Source organism: Streptomyces sp. NPDC048825, assembly GCF_043198355.1.
Classification (GTDB): domain Bacteria; phylum Actinomycetota; class Actinomycetes; order Streptomycetales; family Streptomycetaceae; genus Streptomyces; species Streptomyces xiangluensis.
Window position 1 is genome coordinate 867,676 of sequence record NZ_JBICUR010000001.1, and the last position, 22,315, is coordinate 889,990.

Here is a 22,315-nt window from a genome sequence, read left to right on the forward strand (position 1 = left end):
TCCTCAGCCTGCCACCGGCTGTGTCCGCGACTGGCCGCCGCTGTCGTCCGGCTCAGTCATGGGCGGGGTGGCTGCCGGCTTCCGGGAGCGTCCCCAACGCCGCATCACCGGACGCTCGACGCCGATGTACAGCAGCCAGCCACCCACCATGGACACGCCAAAGATCACGGCAAGGACGGCGAACCCAGCGAGCGTTCCCACCCGGCCCTCATCCATGATCATCGTACGGACCACGTACATGACGACGTAGTGGATCACGTAGAAGCCGAAGGAGATCTCACCCAGCCAAATGGCGGCACGGCTGCGCAGGGCCGTACGCCGGCCGGCGGTGTCGACCTGGGCCACGGACACGATGAGCAACGCGAGAGGTATCGCGGTCACCGCGTACAGGCCGTACAGCCACGGGGCCGCCAGAGCCGCGGCATACGACAGCGCCACCAGAGCACCGGCCGCGCCCAGGGGCAGTCGGATCCAGCGGCCGGCCAGCACCGCACGCGCCGTGATCATGCCCAGCAGGAACTCGAAGAGCCGGACCGGGGGGAAGTTGTACGCGAACCACCACTGCACCACGGACAGCGGATACTTCTCCGGCGTCTGCGGCGAGCTCGGCAGCAGGAACTGCACCACGAGCTGAATGCCGATCATTCCCACCACCATGGCGCCGGCCCAGAGCCACAGCTGACGGACCGGGATCTTCCGCACCAGCTTCAGGAAGAAGGGGAAGAGGAGGTAGAAGAGAAGCTCACTGCACAGCGACCAACTCGGCAGGTTCACGCTGATGAACGTGTCGTGCTGCGGGAACCACGAGTGGATCAGGAACAGGTTGGGAACCCACGCGGACGGCGGGGTGAACTGCGCGGCGAACAGCAGCATCGCCAGGGCCCACACCACGACGTGGTTCGGATAGATCTTCAGCAGGCGCCGCCGCCAGAAGGAGGTGAGGGTGTCACTTCCTCGCGCCGACCACGTCAGCACGAATCCGCTGAGGATGAAGAAGAAGGACACCCCCATCCAGCCGGCTTTGCTGAAGAGCCACTCGTAGCCGTGCGCGACATCCTCGTCGGCGAACGGGCTCAACGGGAAGTTGGTCAGCGAGGAGTGGAACGCGAAGACCAGCGCGGCCGCGATGAAACGCAGGCCCGTCAGCGACGGAAGCCGGGCGGCGGCGGTGCGCGTGCCACCCCGTGTGTCACCACCTATGTCGCCCCGTGTGTCGCCACGCATGACGCCCCGTGTGTCGCCACGTATGTCGCCGGGTTCGGACGACGCGTCCGACTGTCCGCCGCTCGATGTTGCAGCCATGGCTCACACGCTCCTGACGGCCGCCGCGACGGCCTCTTCCTCGGGGCGCGTCGCCGCCTTCGCGCGCCGCCGCTCGGAGAGCGCCAGCTGAAGGATGACCGCAGTGCCGAGCGCGGTCAGCAAAGCGGCTGCCAGCGGCACGCCACGGACACCGAAGCCGAGATCGATGACCTCGCCGCCGTACCAGGACCCCACGGCTGCGCCGACACCGAAGGCGGACATGTTCGCCGTGAGCGACAGCGTCGGAGCCTCGGCCGCCGTGGACAGCACCCGGGTCTGCAGGCCCGGGATCAGCGCGAAGGTGGCCACGGAGAAGAGGAACACGAAGACGCCGCTGAGCGCCATGACGGGGCTGACCAGCCAGTAGAGGGCGCAGGTGAGGGTCAGCAGGGCGGACAGGCCGATCATGCTGGCCATCAGAGAGCGGTCGGCCAGCCGTCCGCCGATCATGTTTCCTACGATCGACCCGACTCCGTAGGCGATGAGCAGTCCCGGCACCCAGGAGTCGGCGAAGCCGCTGACGTCCGTGAGCAGGGGCACCATGTAGGTGATCAGGGTGAACATGCCGCCCGAGCACAGGGCCGTCGCCAGGACGGTGCCCAGGACGTTCCACTTCTTGAAGACCTTCAGCTCGCGCGACACACCGGAGTTGTCCGTGGCACCCTTCGCCTTCGGCACGGTGACGAATACCAGGAGCGCGGCGGCCACGCCCAGGACGGCGATGGTGCTGAACGTGGTGCGCCAGCCGAAGTGCTGTCCCACGAAGGTGCCCAGGGGAACACCGAGGACCGTGGCCAGGTTGATGCCGAGCTGGGTGGCGGCCACCGCGCTGCCGGCCTTCTCCTTCGGCACCATCGAACCGGCCGCGACCACACACAGAGCGACGAACGTGCCGTGGATCAGCGCGGTGATGATGCGCCCGACGACGAGGACGCCGTAGGAACCGGCACTTGCGGACACGATGTTGCCGATGACGGAGCCCACGAGGAGGCCGGTCATCAGGGTGCGTCGTTCGATGCGCGTGGTCAGCAGCGTGACCACGGGCCCGCCGAAAGCCATGGTGAGGGCGTACACAGCCACCAAGAGACCGGCTGTGGAGATGCTCACGGCGAGGTCGTCGGAGAGCTCGTGCAGCATGCCGCTGGGGACGAGTTCGGCTGTGCCCACGCAGAAGATGGCCAGGATCAAGCTGACTAGACGAATAGGCATGGATTTCCCTTGGGGGTGCTGATGGGGGGAAGGTCGGCTGTCGCGGGGGTTACGGCGTCTTCTGGCTGAGCGCGACGTCCGCGGTGCTCGCGTCGAGCGCGGGAAGTTCCGGCGATTCGCGGCGACCGCGGGCCCACATCGCCAGCGAAAGGACCAGGGCGATCGTGGTGGCGAGGGCGGCGGTCAGGGTCACGGACCGGACACCGAAGCCGAGGTCGATGGTCGTACCCCCGAGCCACGCGCCGAGTCCGTTGCCCAGGTTGAACGCGGACACGTTGGCCGACAACGCGAGGGCCGGCGCGGCGGAAGCCACCGCGAGGATCCGCGCCTGGAGCGCCGGAATGATGGAGAAGCCGGCGGCACCGAACACGAAGAGCGCGACGGCCGCGGGGATCTGGTGGGGGGCGGCGGCCCAGAAGAGCAGGAGCGCGGCCAGCAGGGCGGTCTGGGCGCGCAGCACTCCGCGCATGACGTTGGCGTCCGCAGACTTGCCGCCCAGGATGTTGCCCAGGACCGAGCCGACGCCGAAGACGATGAGCAGGATGCCCACCATCGCAGGAGCGAAGTGGCCGATGTCGCGGAGCAGGGGCGCCAGGTAGGTCGACGTGGTGAAGACCGCTCCCTGGGCCAGCACGGTGATCAGCATGGAGAGCTGGAGGCTTCCCTTGCGGAACACCTTCATCTGTTCGCGCAGTGAGGCGGGCTCCTCGGCCGTCTCGTCGCTCTCGGTGGACAGAGCGCTCGGCACGAACTTGTAGATGAGGAGATGGCACATCACAGCGAAAGCTGTGACGTAGGCGAAGGTGGCTCGCCATCCGAACTGCTGCCCGATGAACGTGCCGATGGGGGAGCCGAGCACGTTGGCGAAGTTGAAACCCAGCGCGATCTTGGCCATGGCGGTCGCCTGCTTGTCCGGGGGGGACATGAGAGCGGCGACATGCCAGGCCACGGCGGCGAAGGTGCCGTGGCTGAGCGAGGTGAAGACGCGTGCTCCCATCAGCGTCGCGTAGTTGGGGGCCAGCGCGGCGATGACGTTACCGGCGATGAAGACGCCCATCAGGCTGAGCAGCAGCGCCTTGCGGGACCACTTGGTGGTCAGCAGGGTGATGACCGGACCACCAATGGTCACCCCCAGTGCGTAGCCGGTGACCAGCAGGCCGGCCGACGGGATGGACACGTCCAGATCGGCCGACATCTCGGGCAGGATCCCCGCGATGACGACCTCGGCAGTGCCCACACAGAAGACCCCGAGCATCAGGGCCAGGAGGGGCAGTGGCATGGCGACCCGAGCCTTTCGTAGGAAGCCAGTTCCAGTGATGATGCATGCGATTGCATGTAAATGATGGCCTAACATGAGGGTGTGGTCAACTGCCGCAAGGAGTTACGCTGGGCGACGGTGACGGATGGGTAAGCGGATCGTTCGAAAGACTCAGTGAAGGGCCTGGTCAATGGAGACTTGGGGACCGGAGGGTGGGCGGGATGAGATCGCCCTCTGGCGGCAGCTCGCGCGCTTGATGGAGCAGGTCAACGCGACCGCGGGCAGGCGATTGACCCGCAGTCACGGGATCTCCATGAACGAGCTGCTTCTCTTGCTCTCCCTGACAGAGCAGCGGGACGGCACGCTGCGGATGTCGGACCTCGTCAAGACACTGGGGGCCAACCAGCCGGCCGTCAGCCGGACGGTCGCCCGGCTCGAGGACGTCGACTGGGTGGTGCGCCGCAGCGCCCTCGACGACAAGAGGGGGGTGGATGTGCAGGTCACCGAGACAGGCAGGCAGCTCGCCAAGGCGGCACAGCAGACCCTGCGCAAGGCCCTGACCGAGGCCCTCGACGCGGCCGCGCTCAATGACTCCACGGCCTCGCTCGTCGCCCGGCTGAGGTATACGCCGGCCGTGCCGATGGACTGAGCACACCGCGCCCGCTTCCGACAGCGGCCCCGGCCGCAGGTTTCCCACCTGCGGCCGGGGCCGCGGCTTTGGGTTCACAACAAGACTGTTCAGCAATAAACATGCATCGGAATACATAGATTGTGACGCCTGCCACGTTGCGATGTATGCACATGAAGCAATAGCGTTCGAACCTGATGGGCGGACCGGTCGGTTGGTTTTGCCGACTCGGTCCTCATGGACCCCCGTGGTTCCCTCCCCGTCCGCGTCGCCGCGGCCACTCCGTACGACATCCGGGTGGCTCCCCGGCCACGGCGATGCCGCGCGCTTCCAGTTACCCGAAGACGCTCATGGAGGTCTTGTCATGTCCCATACAGAATCGCCTCGACCTGCCGGTCTGAACCCGGTTGCCGATCTCCCCAAGCCACCCGGACTTCACTGGAACGTCCGGGCTGAACAACCCGTCGCATACAGCGTCAGCATGGTGCGCGGACTGCTGGATCTCGAGAACCCCACCCTTGCCCGCGCCTGCGGCGGCGGTCAGGGGCACCCCTTCCGCTGCCTCCTAGTGATCGATGCCGCGGTCGACAGCCTCTACCGAGAAGCGTTCGCGGAGTACCTGGACCGCTGGCAGATCGAAGCAACCTGGCAGGTCGTCCAGGGCGACGAGGACGCGAAGTACCTCGAGCAGGCCGTCCGCGTCACCGAGGCCATGTCGCGGATGGGGATCCTGCGCCGTGCCGAGAAGGTGGTCGCCGTCGGCGGCGGTGTGGTCCTGGACATCGTCGGCTTCGCGGCGAGCATGTACCGCCGCGGTGTGCCCTACCTCCGCATCCCCACCACGCTGGTCGGCCAGATCGACGCCGGGATCGGGGTGAAGACCGGGATCAACTACGGACACCACAAGAACCGCCTGGGGGCCTACTTCGCGCCGGAACTCACCCTGATCGACCCGGAGTTCCTCCGCACCATCGATCCGCGCCACGTGGCCAACGGAATGGCGGAGATCATCAAGATGGCTCTGGTCAAGGACGCCGTCCTCTTCGACCTCCTGGAGGCGACGGTCGGCTCCATCACCCGTTACACCCTGGCCGGCTGCGGCTCGGCGGTGAGCGAGGTCCTGTCCCGGGCGATCTCCGGCATGCTCGACGAACTGGAGCCGAACCTCTGGGAGCAGGTACTGGAGAGGTCCGTCGACTACGGCCACACCTTCAGCCCGTCCCTGGAACTGCGCGCCGACCCGCCACTGCTGCACGGTGAAGCCGTCGCCGTCGACATGGCGATCTGCCTTGCCCTCGCCCACCTGCGCGGGCATCTCTCGAAGAGCGACACGGACCGGGCGCTGAAGCTGCTCCAGGGTTTCCAACTCCCTATCTCGCACCCGATCTTCACGCAGGAGCTCCTCGAAGAGGCTCTCGCCGACGCGGTCAAGCACCGCGACGGGCTCCAGCGTGTTCCCCTCACACGGGGCATCGGCTCCGTGGTCTTCGCCAACGACCTCACCGCGGAAGAGCTCGGCCGTGCGCTGGAGTTCGTCGACTCCTGGAAGGCGGCCGCGGACGGGGAACTCGTTGGCGCGGCGGTATGAGCACGGCCATCACTGTCTTCGACGTCGGCGGAACCCATATTCGCCAGGCGTGGTGGCTGCGCGGGGGAGAGCTACGCGCCCGTACGTCACGCCCCTCACCCAGTTTCAAGCGCTTTCCCGGTGCCACGGTCTCCGAGCTCCAGGACATGATGGTCCGGGACCTGTGCGATGCGGCTCCCGAGACACCGGATGCCGTTGTCGGCATCTCCTTCGGAGCCGCGCTCGACCACCGCTCGGGCATCGTCTACGCCTCCGCACCGCTGTGGGGTGAGCACAGCGCGCCGTACGACCTGCGGGCGGCGTTGGCGTCCCGGCGACGTGACGTCCGGTGGCACATCGTCAACGACGTCACGGCCGCACTCCTGCATGCCGCGGCGGCCTCCAGCCGTCGCGGACACCGCAAAGTCCTGCTGGCCACCATCAGCACGGGCATCGCCTGCCGAGTCATCGACCAGCGGCAGGGCCGGATTCCGGTGGACGGCTGCGGACTGCAGGGCGAGATCGGTCACCTGCCGGCCAACACCGAGCTGGCCGGACGCCCGATCGAGCTGGAGTGCGACTGCGGGAAGACGGGGCACGTGGCAGCGTACGCATCCGGCCCCGGCATCGCACGGATGGCGCAAGCCCTCAAGCGGCGGGAACCGGGCCGCTGGGCAGCGTCTCGACTCGGCCTGCTGACGGCCGACGGGACGGACTTCGAAGCATCGTTACGCCGTGCGCTGGACGAGCAGGACGACCTCGCGGTCGAGCTGCTCGACGCGGTCACCGCTCCCGTCGCAGCCGTCCTGCGCACCGCGTTGTGCCTCGATCCTGAGATCGACGAGGCAGTCCTGACCGGCGGCGTCGTACACGGCCTCGCCCAACACTACCAACGTGCCCTGATGGGACACCTCACCCGGCAGGGGCTGTATCTGACCAGCGACCGCACCCCCGACTGGTTGGAGCAGCGCATCACCGTCACTGGTCCTGGTGAAGCCGACAGCCTGGCGGGCGCAGGGATCGCAGCATGTGCCGGAGTGCCGGCATGAGGACAGCTCAGAACATCCCGGATCACCAGGCACTCGTACGTGAGGCAGGAAGAGTCAGACTGCGCCTTCGTCCCACCCAGCAACCAGCACCGGGTGAGCTGCTGGTGGCCACACAGGTGGCAGGGCTGTGCGGAACCGACATCCAGATGCTGCGCGGGTTGCGCGATGACCCCGCACCGGTCATCGGCCACGAAGGCATTGCCCGGGTAGTCGCTGCCGGGGCGGGTGTCCCGGACTCATTGCGGCCGGGCATGCCGATCGTGGTCAACCCCACCCACAGGTCGGACCCGTCCTTCTTGCTGGGACACAACGTCGACGGCCTGTTGCAGGAGCGCACCCGCATTCCCGCGACAGCGGTGCGGGACGGCCTCGTCGTGCCCCTGGAGCAGCCGCCCGACGCTGTGCTCGGCACGCTGATCGAGCCACTGGCAGCCGTCCGGTACGCCTTCACCCTGCTGGCCACGGCACACCCTCGCACCCTGGTGGTGTACGGCGACGGAACAATCGGGCAGCTCGCCGCACGCGCTGCCCGCCGATGGCTCGGGGAGGGCGTACGTGTCCTCCTTGTGCATCACACCCGTGACGGACTGGCATGGAGCGCCCAACGCCACGTACCCGGCGTGGAGTTGCTGCTCGGCGGGGAGCGGGGTGAGGTACCCCCGCTCGGCGGGGAACCGGTCGCCGCACTGCTCGCAACACCGCGCGACGGCACGCTGGACGCACTCGAATCCGCCCTGCGCCTCGACAGCGGCGACCTGACCGTCGACATGTTCGGCGGTCTCCCGCCGGGCGCCGCCAGCGCACTGCTGCCCGGAGTCGATCTGGCTGCCGTCCGGGCCGCCAACTGCGCGGGGCATCCCGTGCCGGCCGCCTGCACGCAGGTGAGCACCGCCCAAGGCCGACGCGCACGCCTGACGGGCCACCGCGGTGTGGGCAACGGCCATCTCGCCGAGGCGGCCGCCGAGTTGTGCCGGGATCCGGCGTCCTACCGCGACCTGGTGACCCATGTCGTGGGGCTTCGGGAAGCCGCCCAGATCATGAACGACCTGTCGGCCAGTCGCAGCCGGACCGTCGCCGGGAGCCGGCTCATCAAACTCGCGGTGCGTTTCGTCCCAGTGCCGCCTTCTCCCCTGGAGACTCAGTGACAGCACATGGTCAGAACCGCCGCCGCGCACTGGTGGTCGGCGGGTCCACGGGTATCGGCCGCGGCGTCGCGGACGCCTGGGCCGAGGCACGGCTCGACGTCATGGTGCTCAGCAGATCGGCTCCGACCGGGGCCGGTGCCGACCGCCTCCGCTGGGTGGCCACGGACCTCACGGACGCCGCCCAGGTCGCTGAGAGCCTGGCGCTGGCTACCTGCGAGCCCCTGCACTCGGTCTGCTACTCGGCGGTTCACTACGGTGACCGACGAGCCCTCTTCAGGGACTGCACCGAGGCGGAGTGGCGACGCCAGATCGAAGTCAATCTGCACGGCCTCTGGCTGACGCTCTCTCAGACGCTGCCGGCACTGCGCCGTGCCGAGGCTCCCGGAGTGTTTCTCGGGGTTTCGTCCGAGGTCGTCTACAACGCGGGTCCGGGGCGATCCGGATACGCCGCCTCGAAGGCGGCCGCCTCGGCTCTCCTCGACTCCATCGCGCAGGAGGAAAGCGCCGAAGCCCTGCGCGTCGTACAGGCCCTCCCGGCCGGCATGGTCGACACCGCCGGGATCCGGCGCAGGCGCCCGGAGGGGTTCGACTACAGCACCTACATGAGGCCAGCGAGCTTTGCCCCGCTGGCCCGGGAGCTGGCGGCAACGGCCGGAGCCGAACTGCACGGTGCCCATCTGGTGGTCGACGGCGCGGGCGCCTGGTACCCGGTGAGCGAGAAGATGCCGGTGTCCCAGAGCCGCACAATCTCGTCGGGGACGGGATCGTGACGCGGTTCCCCCTCGTCGGGCTTGCCGGCTGGCGGCTGCCGGGGGATCACTTCGACGCGGTCGAACTGGCGCGCAGGATGGGCACCGAGAGCCTCCAACTCGACCTCGGGGGCCCCGGCAGAGGACCATGGCTCGACGCGGCGGGAACCGTGGACCGGCTCCGGGACGATTGCGCCCGATACGGGGTGAAACCGCTCGCTGTCTCCGGCAACACACTCAACGACATCGGGCTCAACGCGCCGGTGGGCAGCCAGGACGCGCTGCGTGCCCGCCACATCCTGACTCGCGTGCTCGACACGGCCCTGGCCCTGGGAACGCCGCTGGCGTTCGTACCGAGCTTTCGCCGCAGTGCCATCAACGACATGCAGGATCTGAGGCGGACCGCGGCCGTGCTGGCCTGGGCGGCGCGGGAGGCAGAATCACGCGGACTGCTCCTGGCCAACGAGAACGGCTTGGACCCGCAGCGCGCGCGAACTCTGGTCGATGAAGTGGCGGCACCCTCCTTCCGACTGCTGCTGGACACCTACAACCCGCGTGCGTCCGGCCTCGATGTCCTGGCACTGATCGAGGCGACCCATGAGTGGATCGCACCCCAGATCCATCTCAAGGACGGCACGAACGGCGTCGTGGCCCGGGAACTCCTCGGAGATGGAGACGGCCGGGTATGGGAGGCACTCGCCGCCCTTCAAGCACAGGAATACACACCCGAAGCACTGATCCTCGAAAACGACTACCGCGACGGCGACATGAGACGTCTCGCCCTCGACGTCGAACGCGTACGCGTACGCGCCCGGGCTGCACACACGGACGCGCGAGATACTGAAATCCAAATGAGGAGTTGAATTGCCAAGCCTCCCGCCCGCATATGTAACGACCACACTGATGGACGGCGTAGTGAGCCTTGGCGCTCACGTCTTCCCGCAGGACACGCTCGGCGACGACACCGTCGTGATCAAGCCTGACTACATAGGAATCTGCCGGGCTGACGCCAAAGAGATACTCGGCTCACGCGATGTCATGGAAGACCGCGGTCCGCTGTTCGGTCACGAACTTGTCGGCGTCGCCGCCTTCGCAGGTGCCCGGACCGGGTTCCAAGAAGGCGACCTGGTCACCCTCAACCCCAACATCACTCCGACGCGCACGACCGGCTTCGCCGAGTACATCTTTGTACACGGTACGAAGGAGCAGCTGGACCAAGCCGTAGTGCGGGTGCCGGAGCCGCACATCCGGGACAACATCTGGATGCCCGAGCCGTTTGCCTGCATCGTGCACGCGCTCAGGAATCTGCTCGAACTCACGAAACTGCCCTCTCTCCAGGGCAAGAGGGTGGGCATCATCGGCGCCGGCTGCGCAGGGCTGATGTTCGCCATGTACGCCAGGCACCTGGGAGCGTCGGTCTCGGTGTTCAACCGCGGAGAGACGCGACGCGCATTCGCACGGGACCAGGAGATTCTCGCCGAGGGCGAAATACATCCCCTGGCGGACGCGAAGACGGAGGCGCACCGAAACCAGTTCGACATCGTGATGGTGACGCCCACCATAGCCACGACAGAACTCCTCGAAATCGCCGCCGACATGGCGACGGACGGAGCGGTTCTGTTCGTCTACGGCGGCACACGCAAAGGTGACAGCTTCCCCATCGGCCAGGCGGACATCGACGCCATTCGCCGACAGGAACGCATCGAGTCCGTGGAGTATCTCGGGAAGCGGCTCGACATATCGGGTGCCTACGGATGCCTCAGGGAAGACTACGAGGAAGGCTTCAGGCTGCATGCGGAACACCCGCACGACTTTCCCCTCGAAAAACTGACGTCAAGGCAGATCAGCCTCGATGATTTCCCGCACCTTGTCATGGATATCGCTGCGGGGAAGGAGGACTACCCCGGAAAGGTACTGATCAAGGTCACCTCCCAGGGCTGATTGGGTGGGGCCGCGACGCAATCAAGGAAGGTCATACCGGCGTAGATCACCAGCCAGCCGGAGCCGGGAGGCGAGAGCGGGAGCGGCAGCGGCAGCGGCAGCGGCAGCGGCAGCGGCGGGATCACACTGGCGACGACGAACGGCGCGGGCATGTGAAGGGAAGATCGAGCTGAGACCGGGGACCGGCGCGCGGCCCGCGCCCGGCGCCACCGACGCGTCTACTGAACGCAAAAGCCCAGCTCAGACACTGTCTGAGCTGGGCTTGGAGAGAGCCGCCTTCGGGATTCGAACCCGAGACCTACGCATTACGAGACCATGAGCGATCATGTTGCCCTGGTGCCTTGTCGTGCTCTCCGGTGGCGTTTTTCCTGATCAGAGCAGGTACGACAGGTTGACCAGTGCTACGCCGTGATGCACTGTCCAAAGGCGTCTGTCCACCGGCTGTCCAACGGCGGGGCTCTCACCGGCCCGCCAGCGAGAATGCCCTAGGCCGCCAGCGATGCTGCCGAACGGTCGGAGAGAGACGAGCGGAGGTCACTGTGGAACCCCACAAGCCACCCGCCAGCGAGGCGAGGGCGCTCTCGTCAACATCGGCGAGCAGCCGCCAGGCCGTTGGTGTCGAGGCGACAGGGCCGAAGACTGCTGGCTGGTCCCGCAGTACGGCCAGGGCCGCGATGGCCTCGCCGCCGTTGGCGAGCATCACGGCCAGGTCGGTGGCGATCCGGCCCGGGTCGTGTCCGGTCCCGCGTGGCCGAAGCGGCCTGAGCGCGGCAGAGTACGCGGCGGTCAGGCCCGTGGCATCGGCGAGTTCCGCCAGCAACCGTGCCCCGGCATGCCCGACCACCCCCGAACCATCGGCACAGACCTGGACCTTGGGACGCAACCCGATAGCCTGCACGTAGAAAGTGCCCTCCGCCTGGACCGACAGAACCCCTCAGCAAGGTTCATCGTCCCAGGTCAGGAAGGCACTTTCGTATTTCCGCCTCAACAGCCGCCGTACCCAACCGAAACGGCGAGGCTAGGTTCAAGCCGCCGACCTGTCAGTCAGCCCATACTTGACAGATGAACAAGGCTGTGGAGCTAGGCCACGCGTTACGGACCTGGCGGGACAGGCTCGACCCGACGGCTGTCGGCTTCCCCGCAGGCCGCAACCGCCGCACGCCCGGCCTGCGGCGGGAGGAGCTCGCGCTGCTCGCCGGGATCTCGGCCGACTACATCATGCGCCTGGAACAAGGCCGGGTGGGGACGCCATCGGCCCAGATCCTGAACGCACTGACCAGGGCGTTGCGGTTGTCTGAGCAGGAACGGCGCCACCTGTTCATCCTCGCTGGGAAACAGCCGCCGAACGACGGTCAGGTGACCGCCTGGATCACGCCGAGTGTGCGACGGCTCATCGACCAGATGCAGGACGTTCCATTGGGCGTCTACGACGCGATCTGGAACCTGATCGCCTGGAACGGACCCTTCGCCGCTCTGCTGGGCGATCCCTCCGAGGCGTCCGAGCGGGAACGAAACGTGCTCTGGTCGCATTTCCACCGGCGGCCAACCACAGTTACGCACGAACCGCATGAGGAAACACGCTTCGAGCAAGCCGTCGTAGCCGATCTGCGCGCCGCCACCGCCCTGTACCCGGCAGACGCACGCGTGGCCGACCTCGTGGCCGAACTGAGTGAAACCAGCGCCCACTTCGTCGAGCTATGGAACTCCCATGCGGTAGGTGTACACAGCACGTGCACCAAGACCGTCCATCACCCCGAGATCGGCCCATTGACCCTGGACTGCGACGTTCTCACGGTACCGGGCAACGACCTACGCGTCGTGGTCTTCACAGCCCCACCCCACACCGACTCGGCCAGCGAGCTACGCCGAGTCGTATCAACGGAACGCTACCGAACGCACGAAATAGGCCGCCCGGCCTAACAAAGCCGCGTCAGCGGCAAGCAGGATTCGCCACCTCGCGGTCAAGGGCCTGAAACCCGAATCGAGCCGGTGACTACTCGTCGGGTCGGTGCCGATGGCGTACCCGAGGCGAGGGGCCTACGATGCACAGCAGTGGTCATGCACGACAACTGTTGCGGATCCTGCGGCCCGGCTTCGAAGCGACTGGCGCGCCGACCCACACGGATAGCAGAAGTGCGGTATCCGACGTCGGACCGGGCTACTGGACACCGCGACGCCAGCCAAAGCCGCCAGAGTCCGGGATCGCTGCCGATCGGCAAGATCGCTAATGGTGTCGAGCAGGGCGTTGAGTGACAGCCGCTGGCCGCGCGCGGTCAGCCAGTGCCGGTTTCGTGGCCTCGATGTGGTCGGCGGCCGTGTTGGAGTCGGCGTGGTCGCGACAGTGGCATGCTCCGCCGACTGCTGGGTAAGCGGGATCCGACGGCTCGCCAGCCGACCACTGAGGCGTCAGGTCGGCCTTGCCATTCGCGGCACAACCGGCTGCACTGCGTCCCGATGGAGGGGCAGCAACCTCGCCCGCCTTCGATCCACAGGCGGCTCACAGCAACGGGCATACATCGCTCCGGGTGTCTCAGCACCCGGAACCACCTTCTGGATTTGCAGTTAGGTTAGGCTAACCTGACTTGATACTTTGTCCCGCAATCCAGCCCCGTTCGAAAGCAGCCACACATGTTCAACGCCCGTTCCGCCCACCTCACCCGCCGCGGCGTCCTCGCCGCGGGCGGCGCCCTCGGCCTCGGCGCTGTCCTCGCGGCCTGCGGCGACGACGACGCGCAAAGCGGTGGCTCGGCCGACTCCAAGGAGGCCGCCAAGTCCGGCCCCTGGAGCTTCAAGGACGACCGCGGCGAGACCGCCAAGACCGACAAGGTCCCGGCGAACATCGTCGCGTTCACCGGCGTCGCCGCCGCGCTCCACGACTACGGCATCGAGGTCAAGGGCGTCTTCGGCCCCACCAAGACCAAGGACGGCAAGGCCGACGTCCAGGCCGGTGACCTCGACATCAACAAGGTGACCATTCTCGGCAACGAGTTCGGCCAGTTCAACGTCGAGAAGTACGCGACCCTGGCGCCCGACGTGCTGATCACCACCATGTTCGACGACGCGGGCACGCTCTGGTACGTCCCCGAGGAGTCCAAGGACAAGATCGCCGCCCTCGCCCAGAGCGTCGGCATCTCCGTCTACGACCGCCAGCTGACCGGGCCGCTGCAGCGCATGATGGCGCTCGCCGAGTCACTGGGCGCCGACGTCAAGGCCGCCAAGGTGACCGCCGCGAAGAAGCGTTTCGAGGACGCCTCCGCCAAGGTGCGCGCCGCCGTCAAGGCCAACCCCGGCATCAAGGTGCTGGCCGGCTCCGCGAGCCAGGACATCTTCTACGTCTCCACCTCGAACCTCTCCGCCGACCTGGAGTACTACAAGGCGCTCGGCGTGAACTTCGTCGAGCCCCCCGCCGACGTACTGAAGGCCAGCGGCGGCTGGTTCGAGAATCTGAGCTGGGAGAACGTCGACAAGTACGACGCGGACCTCATCATGATGGACAACCGCTCCTCGGCCATCCAGCCCGCCGACATCACGGAGGGCACGTGGAAGCAGTTGCCTGCCGTCAAGGCTGGGCAGGTCATCGCGCGTGACCCGGAGCCGATCTTGTCCTACGACAAGTGCGCGCCGCTCCTCGAGAACCTGGCCGAGGCCATCGAGAAGGCCAAGAAGGTCAGCTGAGCGGGGTTGGTCGACTGCGGGCCGTTTGGTGGCTGGTCACGCAGTTCCCCGCGGGTGCCTCCGGCGGTTGAGCGGGTGCGTATTCGTTGTGGTTGCTCGCGCCCACGCGGCGGAGCCGCATATTGACACAGCCCCGCCCCCTAACGGAGCGCCACCGGCCCTTCTGCCAGCGGCGCGCGGGCCGGCCCCTTTCGGGCGGTCGCCGGCAGCAGCGCCCCTCCAGGGGCGCGGGGAACTGCGCGACCAGCCACAACGCACCCTCAGCCCGGACTCAACAGCACCCCCTACCCCCTGACGAAAAACTCAGGAGCCCGCATGGCAACAGCCATAGCCACCCCGTACCGTTTCTTCTCCCTCCAGGTCGTACGGACCAGGCGGCTCAGCCCGTCTCTCGTCCGAGTCACCTTCGCGGGCCCAGACCTCAAGGCCTTCGCCTCCAACGGCCTCGACCAGAGCCTCTCCCTCTTCCTTCCGCGGCCGGGGCAGGAGCACCCAGTCATGCCGATGGAGTACGGCGAGGGCTGGCGCCAGGCCTGGATCGACACCCCCGAAGACGTACGCGCGATCATGCGCTCGTACACACTCCGCGCCCTGAGGCGCGACCCCGACGAGATCGACATCGACTTCGTGCTGCACGGCACGGAACCCGGCGCCCCCACCCCGGCCGGCCCGGCCTCCCGCTGGGCCGCCGATGCCGAGCCCGGTGACCGAGTCGTGCTGCTCGGCCCCGCCGTCGCCGACAACACAGCGATCCGTTTCCGCCCGCCCATCGACACCGACCTGATCGTCCTGTGGGCGGACGAAACCGCCCTGCCCGCCGCCGCAGCCATCCTGGAGTCCCTGCCGGCCGGGACCAGGGCAGCCGCCTGGCTGGAAGTCCCGCACGCAGGCGACCGCCTCGAACTCATCAACCCCGCCGACGCCGACATCACCTGGCTCGTACGCGACAAGGGGTCCCCCATGGCCCACGACGCGATCCGAGCGGCCCAACTCCCGCCCGCAGAAAGTCCGTACGCCTGGATCGCGGGCGAGTCCGGCCAAGTGAAGGAGCTGCGCCGGCACCTCGTACGCGAGCGGGAGATCGACCGTCGACGGGTCACGTTCGTCGGTTACTGGCGGCGCGGGCTGACCGAGGAGCAACTGCGCGCGCAAGCAGAGTGACAGGGAGAGTGATTCACCCAACACACACAGCCACCAAAGGCAAGCAAACGCGCAACTAAAGGGACATGAGGGCCAGCGGCCATTGAGAAGTTAGGTTAGCCTTACCTAAGTAAGGCGCCCACGCACTCTCAAGGACACCGCTCTCCCCACCCCCACCCTCTCCTGCCCCGGAGGAAACACCCCCATGCGCTCGCACCTGCTCAATGACACGACCGCGGAGCGGTACCGCAGCTCCGTGACCGAAGGAATCGAGCGGGTGGCGGCCAAACTCGCCACCACCAACCGTCCGTTCACCGGCGTCACGGTCGACGCCCTCGCGCCGAGCATCGACAGGATCGACCTCGACCGGCCGCTGCTCGACACCACCGCGGCCCTGGACGAGCTCGAAGAGCTCTATCTGCGCGACGCGATCTACTTCCACCACCCGCGCTATCTCGCGCACCTCAACTGCCCGGTCGTGATCCCCGCCGTCGTCGGCGAGGCGGTCCTCTCGGCCGTCAACTCCTCGCTGGACACCTGGGACCAGTCCGCCGGCGGCACCCTCATCGAGCGCCGGCTCATCGACTGGACCACCGAGCGCATCGGCCTCGGCCCGGCCGCCGACGGGGTGTTCACCAGCGGTGGCACCCAGTCCAACCTCCAGGCGCTGCTGCTTGCCCGCGAGGAGGCCAAGCCAGGGCGGGCAGGGTGGGAAGAGCCGGCCTCGTACGCCAAACTGCGCGTCTTCGCCTCCGAGGTGAGCCACTTCAGCGTCAAGAAGTCGGCGAAACTGCTCGGGCTCGGCGAGGACTCCGTGGTCTCCATCCCCGTCGGCCACGACAAGCGGCTGCAGACCGTCGCGCTCGCCCATGAGCTGGAGCGCTGCCGCCGCGACGGGCTGATCCCGATGGCCGTCGTCGCCACCGCGGGCAGCACCGACTTCGGCTCCATCGACCCGCTGCCCGAGATCGCCGAGCTGTGCGAGCAGTTCGGCGCCTGGCTGCACGTCGACGCGGCGTACGGCTGCGGGCTGCTCACCTCCCGGAGGAACCGCCACCTCATCGACGGCATCGAGCGCGCCGACTCCGTCACCGTCGACTACCACAAGTCCTTCTTCCAGCCGGTTAGTTCATCCGCCGTGCTGGTCCGGGACGCGGCCACGCTGCGGCATGCCACGTATCACGCGGAGTACCTCAACCCGCGCCGCATGGTGCAGGAGCGCATCCCCAACCAGGTCGACAAGTCCCTGCAGACCACCCGCCGCTTCGACGCGCTCAAGCTGTGGATGACGCTGCGCGTGATGGGCGCCGACGGCATCGGTGAACTCTTCGACGAGGTCTGCGAACTCGCCGCCGACGGCTGGAAGTTGCTTGCCGCCGATCCGCGCTTCGACGTGGTGGTTCAGCCGTCGCTGTCCACGCTCGTCTTCCGCTACATCCCGGCGGCCGTCACCGACCCGGCCGAGATCGACCGCGCCAACCTGTACGCCCGCAAGGCCCTGTTCGCCTCCGGTGACGCGGTCGTCGCGGGCACCAAGGTCGGTGGCCGCCACTACCTGAAGTTCACCCTGCTCAACCCCGAGACCACGACGGACGACATCGCCGCCGTACTCGATCTGATAGCCGGCCACGCCGAGCAGTACCTGGGAGAGTCCCTTGACCACGCTTCCTGAATCCCCCGAGAAGACCTACGACTTCATCGGGATCGGCCTCGGCCCCTTCAACCTCGGCCTCGCCTGTCTCACCGAGCCGATCACCGAACTCGACGGCGTCTTCCTGGAGTCCAAGCCGGACTTCGAGTGGCACTCGGGGATGTTCCTGGAGGGCGCGCACCTCCAGACGCCGTTCATGTCGGACCTGGTCACCCTGGCCGACCCGACGTCCCCGTACTCCTTCCTCAACTACCTGAAGTCCTCCGGGCGTCTGTACGCGTTCTACATCCGCGAGAACTTCTATCCGCTGCGCGTCGAGTACGACGACTACTGCCGCTGGGCGGCCGGGCAGCTCTCCAGCATCCGTTTCAACACGACGGTCACCGAGGTCACGTACGTCGATGACGTCTATGTCGTACGGACGGAAGCCGGCGAGACCTACCGCGCCCGGCACCTCGTGCTCGGCACCGGAACGCCGCCGTACATCCCCGAGGCCTGTCAGGGTCTCGGCGGGGACTTCATCCACAACTCCCGCTACCGGCAGCACAAGCAGGAGCTGCAGGCGAAGAAGTCGATCACCCTGGTCGGCAGTGGGCAGTCCGCCGCGGAGATCTACTACGACCTGCTGAGCGAGATCGACGTCCACGGGTACCGGCTGAACTGGGTCACGCGCTCGCCGCGGTTCTTCCCGCTCGAGTACACCAAGCTCACGCTGGAGATGACCTCCACGGAGTACATCGACTACTTCCACGCGCTGCCGGAGCGGACCCGTTACCGGCTCCAGTCGGAGCAGAAGGGCCTGTTCAAGGGCATCGACGGTGAGCTGATCAACGAGATCTTCGATCTCCTCTACCGGAAGAACCTCGGCGGTCCGGTCCCTACCCGGCTGCTCACCAACTCCTCGCTGAACAGCGCGAGTCATGAGAACGGCACGTACATCCTCGGCCTGCGTCAGGAGGAGCAGGAGAAGGACTTCGAGCTGCTCTCCGAGGGCCTGATCCTGGCGACCGGCTACAAGTACGCGGAGCCGGAGTTCCTGAAGCCCGTACGGGACCGGATCCGCTACGACGAGCACGGCAACTACGACGTGACCCGCAACTACGCCATCGACACGACCGGGCGCGGCATCTTCCTGCAGAACGCGGGCGTCCACACGCACTCCATCACCTCACCGGACCTCGGCATGGGCGCGTACCGCAACGCGTACATCATCCGGGAGCTGCTCGGCACCGAGTACTACCCGGTGGAGAAGACCATCGCGTTCCAGGAGTTTGCCGTATGAGCACTGTGATTCGCGGGTCGCTCTCGCTGCGCCCCCTCGACCCGCTCACCGACGCCGAGCTGCTGCACTCCTGGGTGACCCATCCCAAGGCGGCCTACTGGATGATGCAGGGCGCCAAACTCCAGGACGTGGAGCGCGAGTACATGCGGATCGCCGCCCATGAGCACCACGACGCGTTCATCGGGCTGCACGACGGCGAGCCGGCGTTCCTGATGGAGCGCTACGACCCGCGGTACGTCGAACTGGTCGGCCTGTACGAACCCGAGCCCGGCGACGTCGGCATGCACTTCCTGGTGGCGCCGACGGACACGCCCGTGCACGGCTTCACCTTGGCCGTGATCACCGCGGTGATGGAGTCCCTGTTCGCCGACCCGCGCACCCGGCGGGTCGTCGTCGAACCGGACGTGACGAACACGGCGGTGCACGCGCTGAACGAGGCCGTCGGCTTTGTGCCCGTACGCGAGATCCAGAAGCCGGAGAAGCGCGCGCTGCTGTCCTTCTGCACGCGGGCGCACTTCCTTGAAAGGCACAGCTTGGCTTCGCGAGGAGTGGCGATATGACCCTGACCACCGACACCGCAGCCGGACCGCATCTGTCCGACGCCGTGGCGCACCTGACCCCCGAACGCTGGGCGCGCGCCAACCGCCTCCTCATCCGCAAGGCCCTCGCGGAGTTCGCGCACGAGCGGCTCCTCACGCCTGAGGCCGGCGACGACGGCTCGTATGCCGTACGCAGCGACGACGGTCTCACCCGCTACCGCTTCACCGCCGCCCGTCGCGCCCTCGACCACTGGCAGGTCGACGCCGAGTCGATCACCCGGCACCGCGACGGCAGAGAACTCCCCCTGCACGCCATGGAGTTCTTCATCGAGCTGAAGGGTGCGCTGGGCCTGAGCGACGAGGTGCTGCCGGTCTATCTGGAGGAGATCTCCTCCACCCTCTCCGGCACCTGCTACAAGCTCACCAAGCCGCAGCTCACCTCCGCCGAACTCGCCAGGAGCGGCTTCCAGGAGATCGAGACGGGGATGACCGAGGGCCACCCCTGCTTCGTCGCCAACAACGGGCGGCTGGGCTTCGGGGTCCACGAGTACCTCTCGTACGCCCCTGAGACCGCGAGCCCCGTACGGCTGATCTGGCTGGCGGCGCACCGCTCGCGGGCGGCGTTCACTGCGGGCGTGGGCCTGGACTACGAGTCCCTGCTGCGGTCCGAGCTCGGGGACGAGACGCTGAAGCGGTTCTCCGTCACCTTGACCGAAAAGGGCCTCGACCCGGACGACTACCTCCTCATCCCGGTCCACCCCTGGCAGTGGTGGAACAAACTCTCCGTGACCTTCGCGGCCGAGGTCGCCCAGCAGCACCTGGTGTGCCTGGGTGAGGGCGACGACGAGTATCTGGCCCAGCAGTCGATCCGGACGTTCTTCAACAAGAGCGCCCCCGAGAAGCACTATGTGAAGACCGCGCTGTCGGTCATCAACATGGGCTTCATGCGCGGTCTTTCCGCCGCGTACATGGCGGCGACGCCGGCCATCAACGACTGGCTGGCCCAACTCGTCGAGAACGACCCGGTGCTGAAGTCCACCGGCCTGTCGGTCATCCGCGAGCGCGCGGCCGTCGGCTACCGGCACCTGGAGTACGAGGCCGCCACCGACCGCTACTCCCCGTACCGCAAGATGCTCGCCGCCCTATGGCGCGAGAGCCCGGTCCCCTCCCTCCGCGAGGGCGAGCAACTGGCCACCATGGCGTCCCTCGTCCACGTCGACCACGAGGGCGCTTCCGTCGCGGCGGCGCTGATCGAGCGCTCGGGCCTCGCGCCGACGGAGTGGCTGCGCCGCTATCTGCACGCCTACCTCACGCCGCTGCTGCACAGTTTCTACGCGTACGACCTCGTCTTCATGCCGCACGGCGAGAACGTCATCCTCGTCCTCGAGGACGGCGCCGTGCAGCGCGTGATCTACAAGGACATCGCGGAGGAGATCGCGGTGATGGACCCGGACGCGGTGCTGCCGCCGGTGGTCGAGCGGATCCGTGTCGAGGTGCCCGAGGACAAGAAGCTTCTGTCGATCCTCACAGACGTCTTCGACTGCTTCTTCCGTTTCCTGGCCGCGAACCTCGCCGACGAGGGCGTCATCGAGGAGACCGACTTCTGGCGGACGGTCGCCGACTGCGTACGCGACTATCAGGCAGCCGCGCCCGAACTGGCCGACAAGTTCCGGCAGTACGACATGTTCGCGCCTGAGTTCGCGCTGTCGTGCCTCAACCGGCTGCAACTGCGCAACAACAAGCAGATGGTCGACCTCGCCGACCCGGCCGGAGCACTCCAGCTCGTCGGCAACCTGAAGAACCCCATAGCCGGGCTGTAGCAGCAGCCCCACAAGCAGGCGGGCGCCCTCGAGTACGGTCCCAGGGGGCGCCCGCCGTCGTACAGAATTGCCGTATGGCGGAAATCATCCAAAAGGACGGTACTTGGACCTTCGACGGCGATGCCCTGCACCTGACTCCGGGGCGCGACAAGAGCGTGAGCCTGTTGCGCAAGACGCTGGGTGAACTGACGGTCCCGCTGGGCGCGTTGGCGGGGATCTCCTTCGAGCAGGGCAAGAAGTCCGGGCGGTTGAAGCTCCGGCTGCGAGAGGGCGCGGACCCGTTGCTGCAGGCGACCGGCGGCAAGCTCGCCGAACCCAACGACCCGTATCAGCTCGCCGTCGACTCCGACCGCTACGGCGTCGCCGAGTACTTCGTGGACGAGATCCGCAACGCGCTGCTGCTGGACCAGGTCCCGGCCACCGCCGTCGACCGCTATCTGCTGCCGGGCCCGTCCGTGCCGCTGTCGGTGTCCGCCGGGGACGGCACCGCGAGCTTCGACGGGGAGCGCGTACGGCTGGACTGGAACTGGAAGACGGAGGAGGCCAAGGCGGCGTCCGGTCCCCGCACGCTCTACTTCGCGGACATCCAGTCCGTGGAGTGGCACCCGGCCGTCGGCCTGGAGAACGGCTGTCTCCGCTTCACCGTCCGCAACGCCCCGACCAAGGCCCCGCCGAAGTACGACCCCAACTCCGTTGAGCTGTGGGGCTTCAAGAAGGACCCGCTGATGGCACTGGTCGCGGCGGCGGTACAGGCTCGCCTGCCGCACCCGTCGGCGGCATCCCTGGAGGACAGGGTGCCCACACCGTCCAACTCCCCGGTCAAGGACGCCGAGCCGCCCACCGAGCCCGACCACGACGCCCTTCTGCGCCGCCTGCGCGAACTGGGCGAACTACACAAGTCGGGCGTCCTCACGGACGAGGAGTTCACCCTGGCCAAGCAGGCCATCCTGAAGCGCCTCTGAGACGACCTCCGACCCGACATAGATCTTTTGCGGCCAGGGCAGGTTCTTTGAGACAGTTCCGCCACAGCACTGCCCGATATCGGGCAGATTTCTTGCGATCACCCGCCCCATCATTCAGGATCATCGAGTGCACGACGAACTCGTTGATCATCTGACGCGCTCCACCGCCCTGAGCCGGGGCGAGGCACTGCGGGTGATCCAGGACGTGCTCGCCTACTTCGACGAGACGACCGAGGAATACGTCCGTCGCCGCCATCGCGAGCTCCAGGTTCAGGGCCTGGTGAACGCGGCGATCTTCGAACGGATCGCGGCAGACCTGAAGTACCGCGCGGTCGCACCGCCCGAGCTCACGCTCAGACAGCTGCGCCGCATCGTCTATGGCTAGATCGTCTAGGGCT

General features: G+C 67.3%; 20 protein-coding genes. 16 read left to right on the plus strand and 4 right to left on the minus strand.

Translation table 11 applies throughout. The features are described from left to right. Positions 1–3: 3 nt before the first annotated feature. Genes ACGFNK_RS03970 through ACGFNK_RS03980 form a run of 3 tightly spaced genes read right to left on the minus strand, consistent with a single transcriptional unit; the run spans position 4 to position 3,790 of the window. Complete coding sequence (locus tag ACGFNK_RS03970) at positions 4–1,302, minus strand: acyltransferase family protein (RefSeq protein WP_393411663.1); 1,299 nt, start codon at positions 1,300–1,302, stop codon at positions 4–6. A gap of 3 nt (positions 1,303–1,305) precedes the next feature. Then, positions 1,306–2,511 (minus strand): MFS transporter, encoded by a 1,206-nt coding sequence (locus ACGFNK_RS03975; RefSeq protein ID WP_393411666.1) that lies wholly within the window; start codon positions 2,509–2,511, stop codon positions 1,306–1,308. A gap of 49 nt (positions 2,512–2,560) precedes the next feature. Beyond that, positions 2,561–3,790 carry an MFS transporter gene (locus ACGFNK_RS03980; protein WP_393411669.1) on the minus strand — a complete coding sequence of 410 codons (1,230 nt, stop codon included), beginning with the start codon at positions 3,788–3,790 and terminating at the stop codon, positions 2,561–2,563. Positions 3,791–3,959: 169 nt separating this feature from the next. On the opposite strand from ACGFNK_RS03980, the gene ACGFNK_RS03985 reads away from it, so the two are divergent. The 7 genes from ACGFNK_RS03985 (at position 3,960) to ACGFNK_RS04015 (ending at position 10,848) form a co-directional block, all read left to right on the plus strand. Further along, complete coding sequence (locus ACGFNK_RS03985; protein WP_393411672.1) at positions 3,960–4,418, plus strand: MarR family winged helix-turn-helix transcriptional regulator; 459 nt, start codon at positions 3,960–3,962, stop codon at positions 4,416–4,418. A 460-nt stretch (positions 4,419–4,878) separates the two neighbouring features. After that, positions 4,879–5,985, plus strand: coding sequence for a sedoheptulose 7-phosphate cyclase (locus ACGFNK_RS03990; RefSeq protein WP_393411675.1), 1,107 nt, complete (start codon positions 4,879–4,881; stop codon positions 5,983–5,985). Beyond that, a complete protein-coding gene (locus ACGFNK_RS03995) occupies positions 5,982–7,013 on the plus strand; it encodes an ROK family protein (protein ID WP_393411678.1) in 1,032 nt (343 codons plus the stop codon). Before ACGFNK_RS03990 ends, ACGFNK_RS03995 begins: the two co-directional genes overlap by 4 nt. Continuing rightward, a complete protein-coding gene (locus ACGFNK_RS04000; protein WP_393411681.1) occupies positions 7,010–8,158 on the plus strand; it encodes an alcohol dehydrogenase catalytic domain-containing protein in 1,149 nt (382 codons plus the stop codon). Before ACGFNK_RS03995 ends, ACGFNK_RS04000 begins: the two co-directional genes overlap by 4 nt. Continuing rightward, positions 8,155–8,928, plus strand: a complete 774-nt coding sequence (locus ACGFNK_RS04005; RefSeq protein ID WP_393411684.1) for an SDR family NAD(P)-dependent oxidoreductase — start codon at positions 8,155–8,157, stop codon at positions 8,926–8,928. The genes ACGFNK_RS04000 and ACGFNK_RS04005 overlap by 4 nt, the downstream gene beginning before the upstream one ends. Beyond that, positions 8,925–9,770: a sugar phosphate isomerase/epimerase family protein gene (locus ACGFNK_RS04010; RefSeq protein WP_393411687.1), complete on the plus strand. Its 846-nt coding sequence runs from the start codon at positions 8,925–8,927 to the stop codon at positions 9,768–9,770. Before ACGFNK_RS04005 ends, ACGFNK_RS04010 begins: the two co-directional genes overlap by 4 nt. Positions 9,771–9,810: 40 nt before the next feature. Further along, on the plus strand, positions 9,811–10,848 hold the full coding sequence (locus ACGFNK_RS04015; RefSeq protein WP_393411690.1) for an alcohol dehydrogenase catalytic domain-containing protein: 1,038 nt from the start codon (positions 9,811–9,813) through the stop codon (positions 10,846–10,848). A 460-nt stretch (positions 10,849–11,308) separates the two neighbouring features. Here the strand turns inward: ACGFNK_RS04015 and ACGFNK_RS04020 are convergent, their stop codons facing one another. Continuing rightward, positions 11,309–11,776, minus strand: a complete 468-nt coding sequence (locus tag ACGFNK_RS04020; protein ID WP_393412158.1) for a transposase — start codon at positions 11,774–11,776, stop codon at positions 11,309–11,311. A gap of 134 nt (positions 11,777–11,910) precedes the next feature. Here ACGFNK_RS04020 and ACGFNK_RS04025 point away from each other — a divergent pair, with 134 nt between their 5' ends. The 9 genes from ACGFNK_RS04025 to ACGFNK_RS04065 all read left to right on the plus strand — a co-directional run bounded on the left by ACGFNK_RS04025 (position 11,911) and on the right by ACGFNK_RS04065 (position 22,302). Beyond that, complete coding sequence (locus tag ACGFNK_RS04025) at positions 11,911–12,768, plus strand: helix-turn-helix transcriptional regulator (RefSeq protein WP_393411693.1); 858 nt, start codon at positions 11,911–11,913, stop codon at positions 12,766–12,768. Positions 12,769–13,476: 708 nt separating this feature from the next. Next, complete coding sequence (locus ACGFNK_RS04030) at positions 13,477–14,523, plus strand: ABC transporter substrate-binding protein (protein WP_393411696.1); 1,047 nt, start codon at positions 13,477–13,479, stop codon at positions 14,521–14,523. A gap of 315 nt (positions 14,524–14,838) precedes the next feature. Then, entirely contained in the window at positions 14,839–15,684 is an 846-nt protein-coding gene (locus tag ACGFNK_RS04035; RefSeq protein WP_393411699.1) for a siderophore-interacting protein, read from the plus strand. 184 nt (positions 15,685–15,868) lie between these two features. After that, on the plus strand, positions 15,869–17,335 hold the full coding sequence (desA, locus tag ACGFNK_RS04040) for a lysine decarboxylase DesA (protein ID WP_393411702.1): 1,467 nt from the start codon (positions 15,869–15,871) through the stop codon (positions 17,333–17,335). Then, entirely contained in the window at positions 17,319–18,596 is a 1,278-nt protein-coding gene (locus ACGFNK_RS04045; RefSeq protein ID WP_393411705.1) for a lysine N(6)-hydroxylase/L-ornithine N(5)-oxygenase family protein, read from the plus strand. The genes desA and ACGFNK_RS04045 overlap by 17 nt, the downstream gene beginning before the upstream one ends. Further along, positions 18,593–19,156, plus strand: a complete 564-nt coding sequence (locus ACGFNK_RS04050) for a GNAT family N-acetyltransferase (RefSeq protein WP_393411708.1) — start codon at positions 18,593–18,595, stop codon at positions 19,154–19,156. The genes ACGFNK_RS04045 and ACGFNK_RS04050 overlap by 4 nt, the downstream gene beginning before the upstream one ends. Beyond that, positions 19,153–20,955 (plus strand): IucA/IucC family protein, encoded by a 1,803-nt coding sequence (locus ACGFNK_RS04055; protein WP_393411711.1) that lies wholly within the window; start codon positions 19,153–19,155, stop codon positions 20,953–20,955. The genes ACGFNK_RS04050 and ACGFNK_RS04055 overlap by 4 nt, the downstream gene beginning before the upstream one ends. 74 nt (positions 20,956–21,029) lie before the next feature. Further along, a complete protein-coding gene (locus tag ACGFNK_RS04060) occupies positions 21,030–21,917 on the plus strand; it encodes a DUF4429 domain-containing protein (RefSeq protein ID WP_393411714.1) in 888 nt (295 codons plus the stop codon). Between the two features lie 127 nt (positions 21,918–22,044). Then, a complete protein-coding gene (locus ACGFNK_RS04065; RefSeq protein ID WP_328771391.1) occupies positions 22,045–22,302 on the plus strand; it encodes a hypothetical protein in 258 nt (85 codons plus the stop codon). Positions 22,303–22,315: the final 13 nt, after the last annotated feature.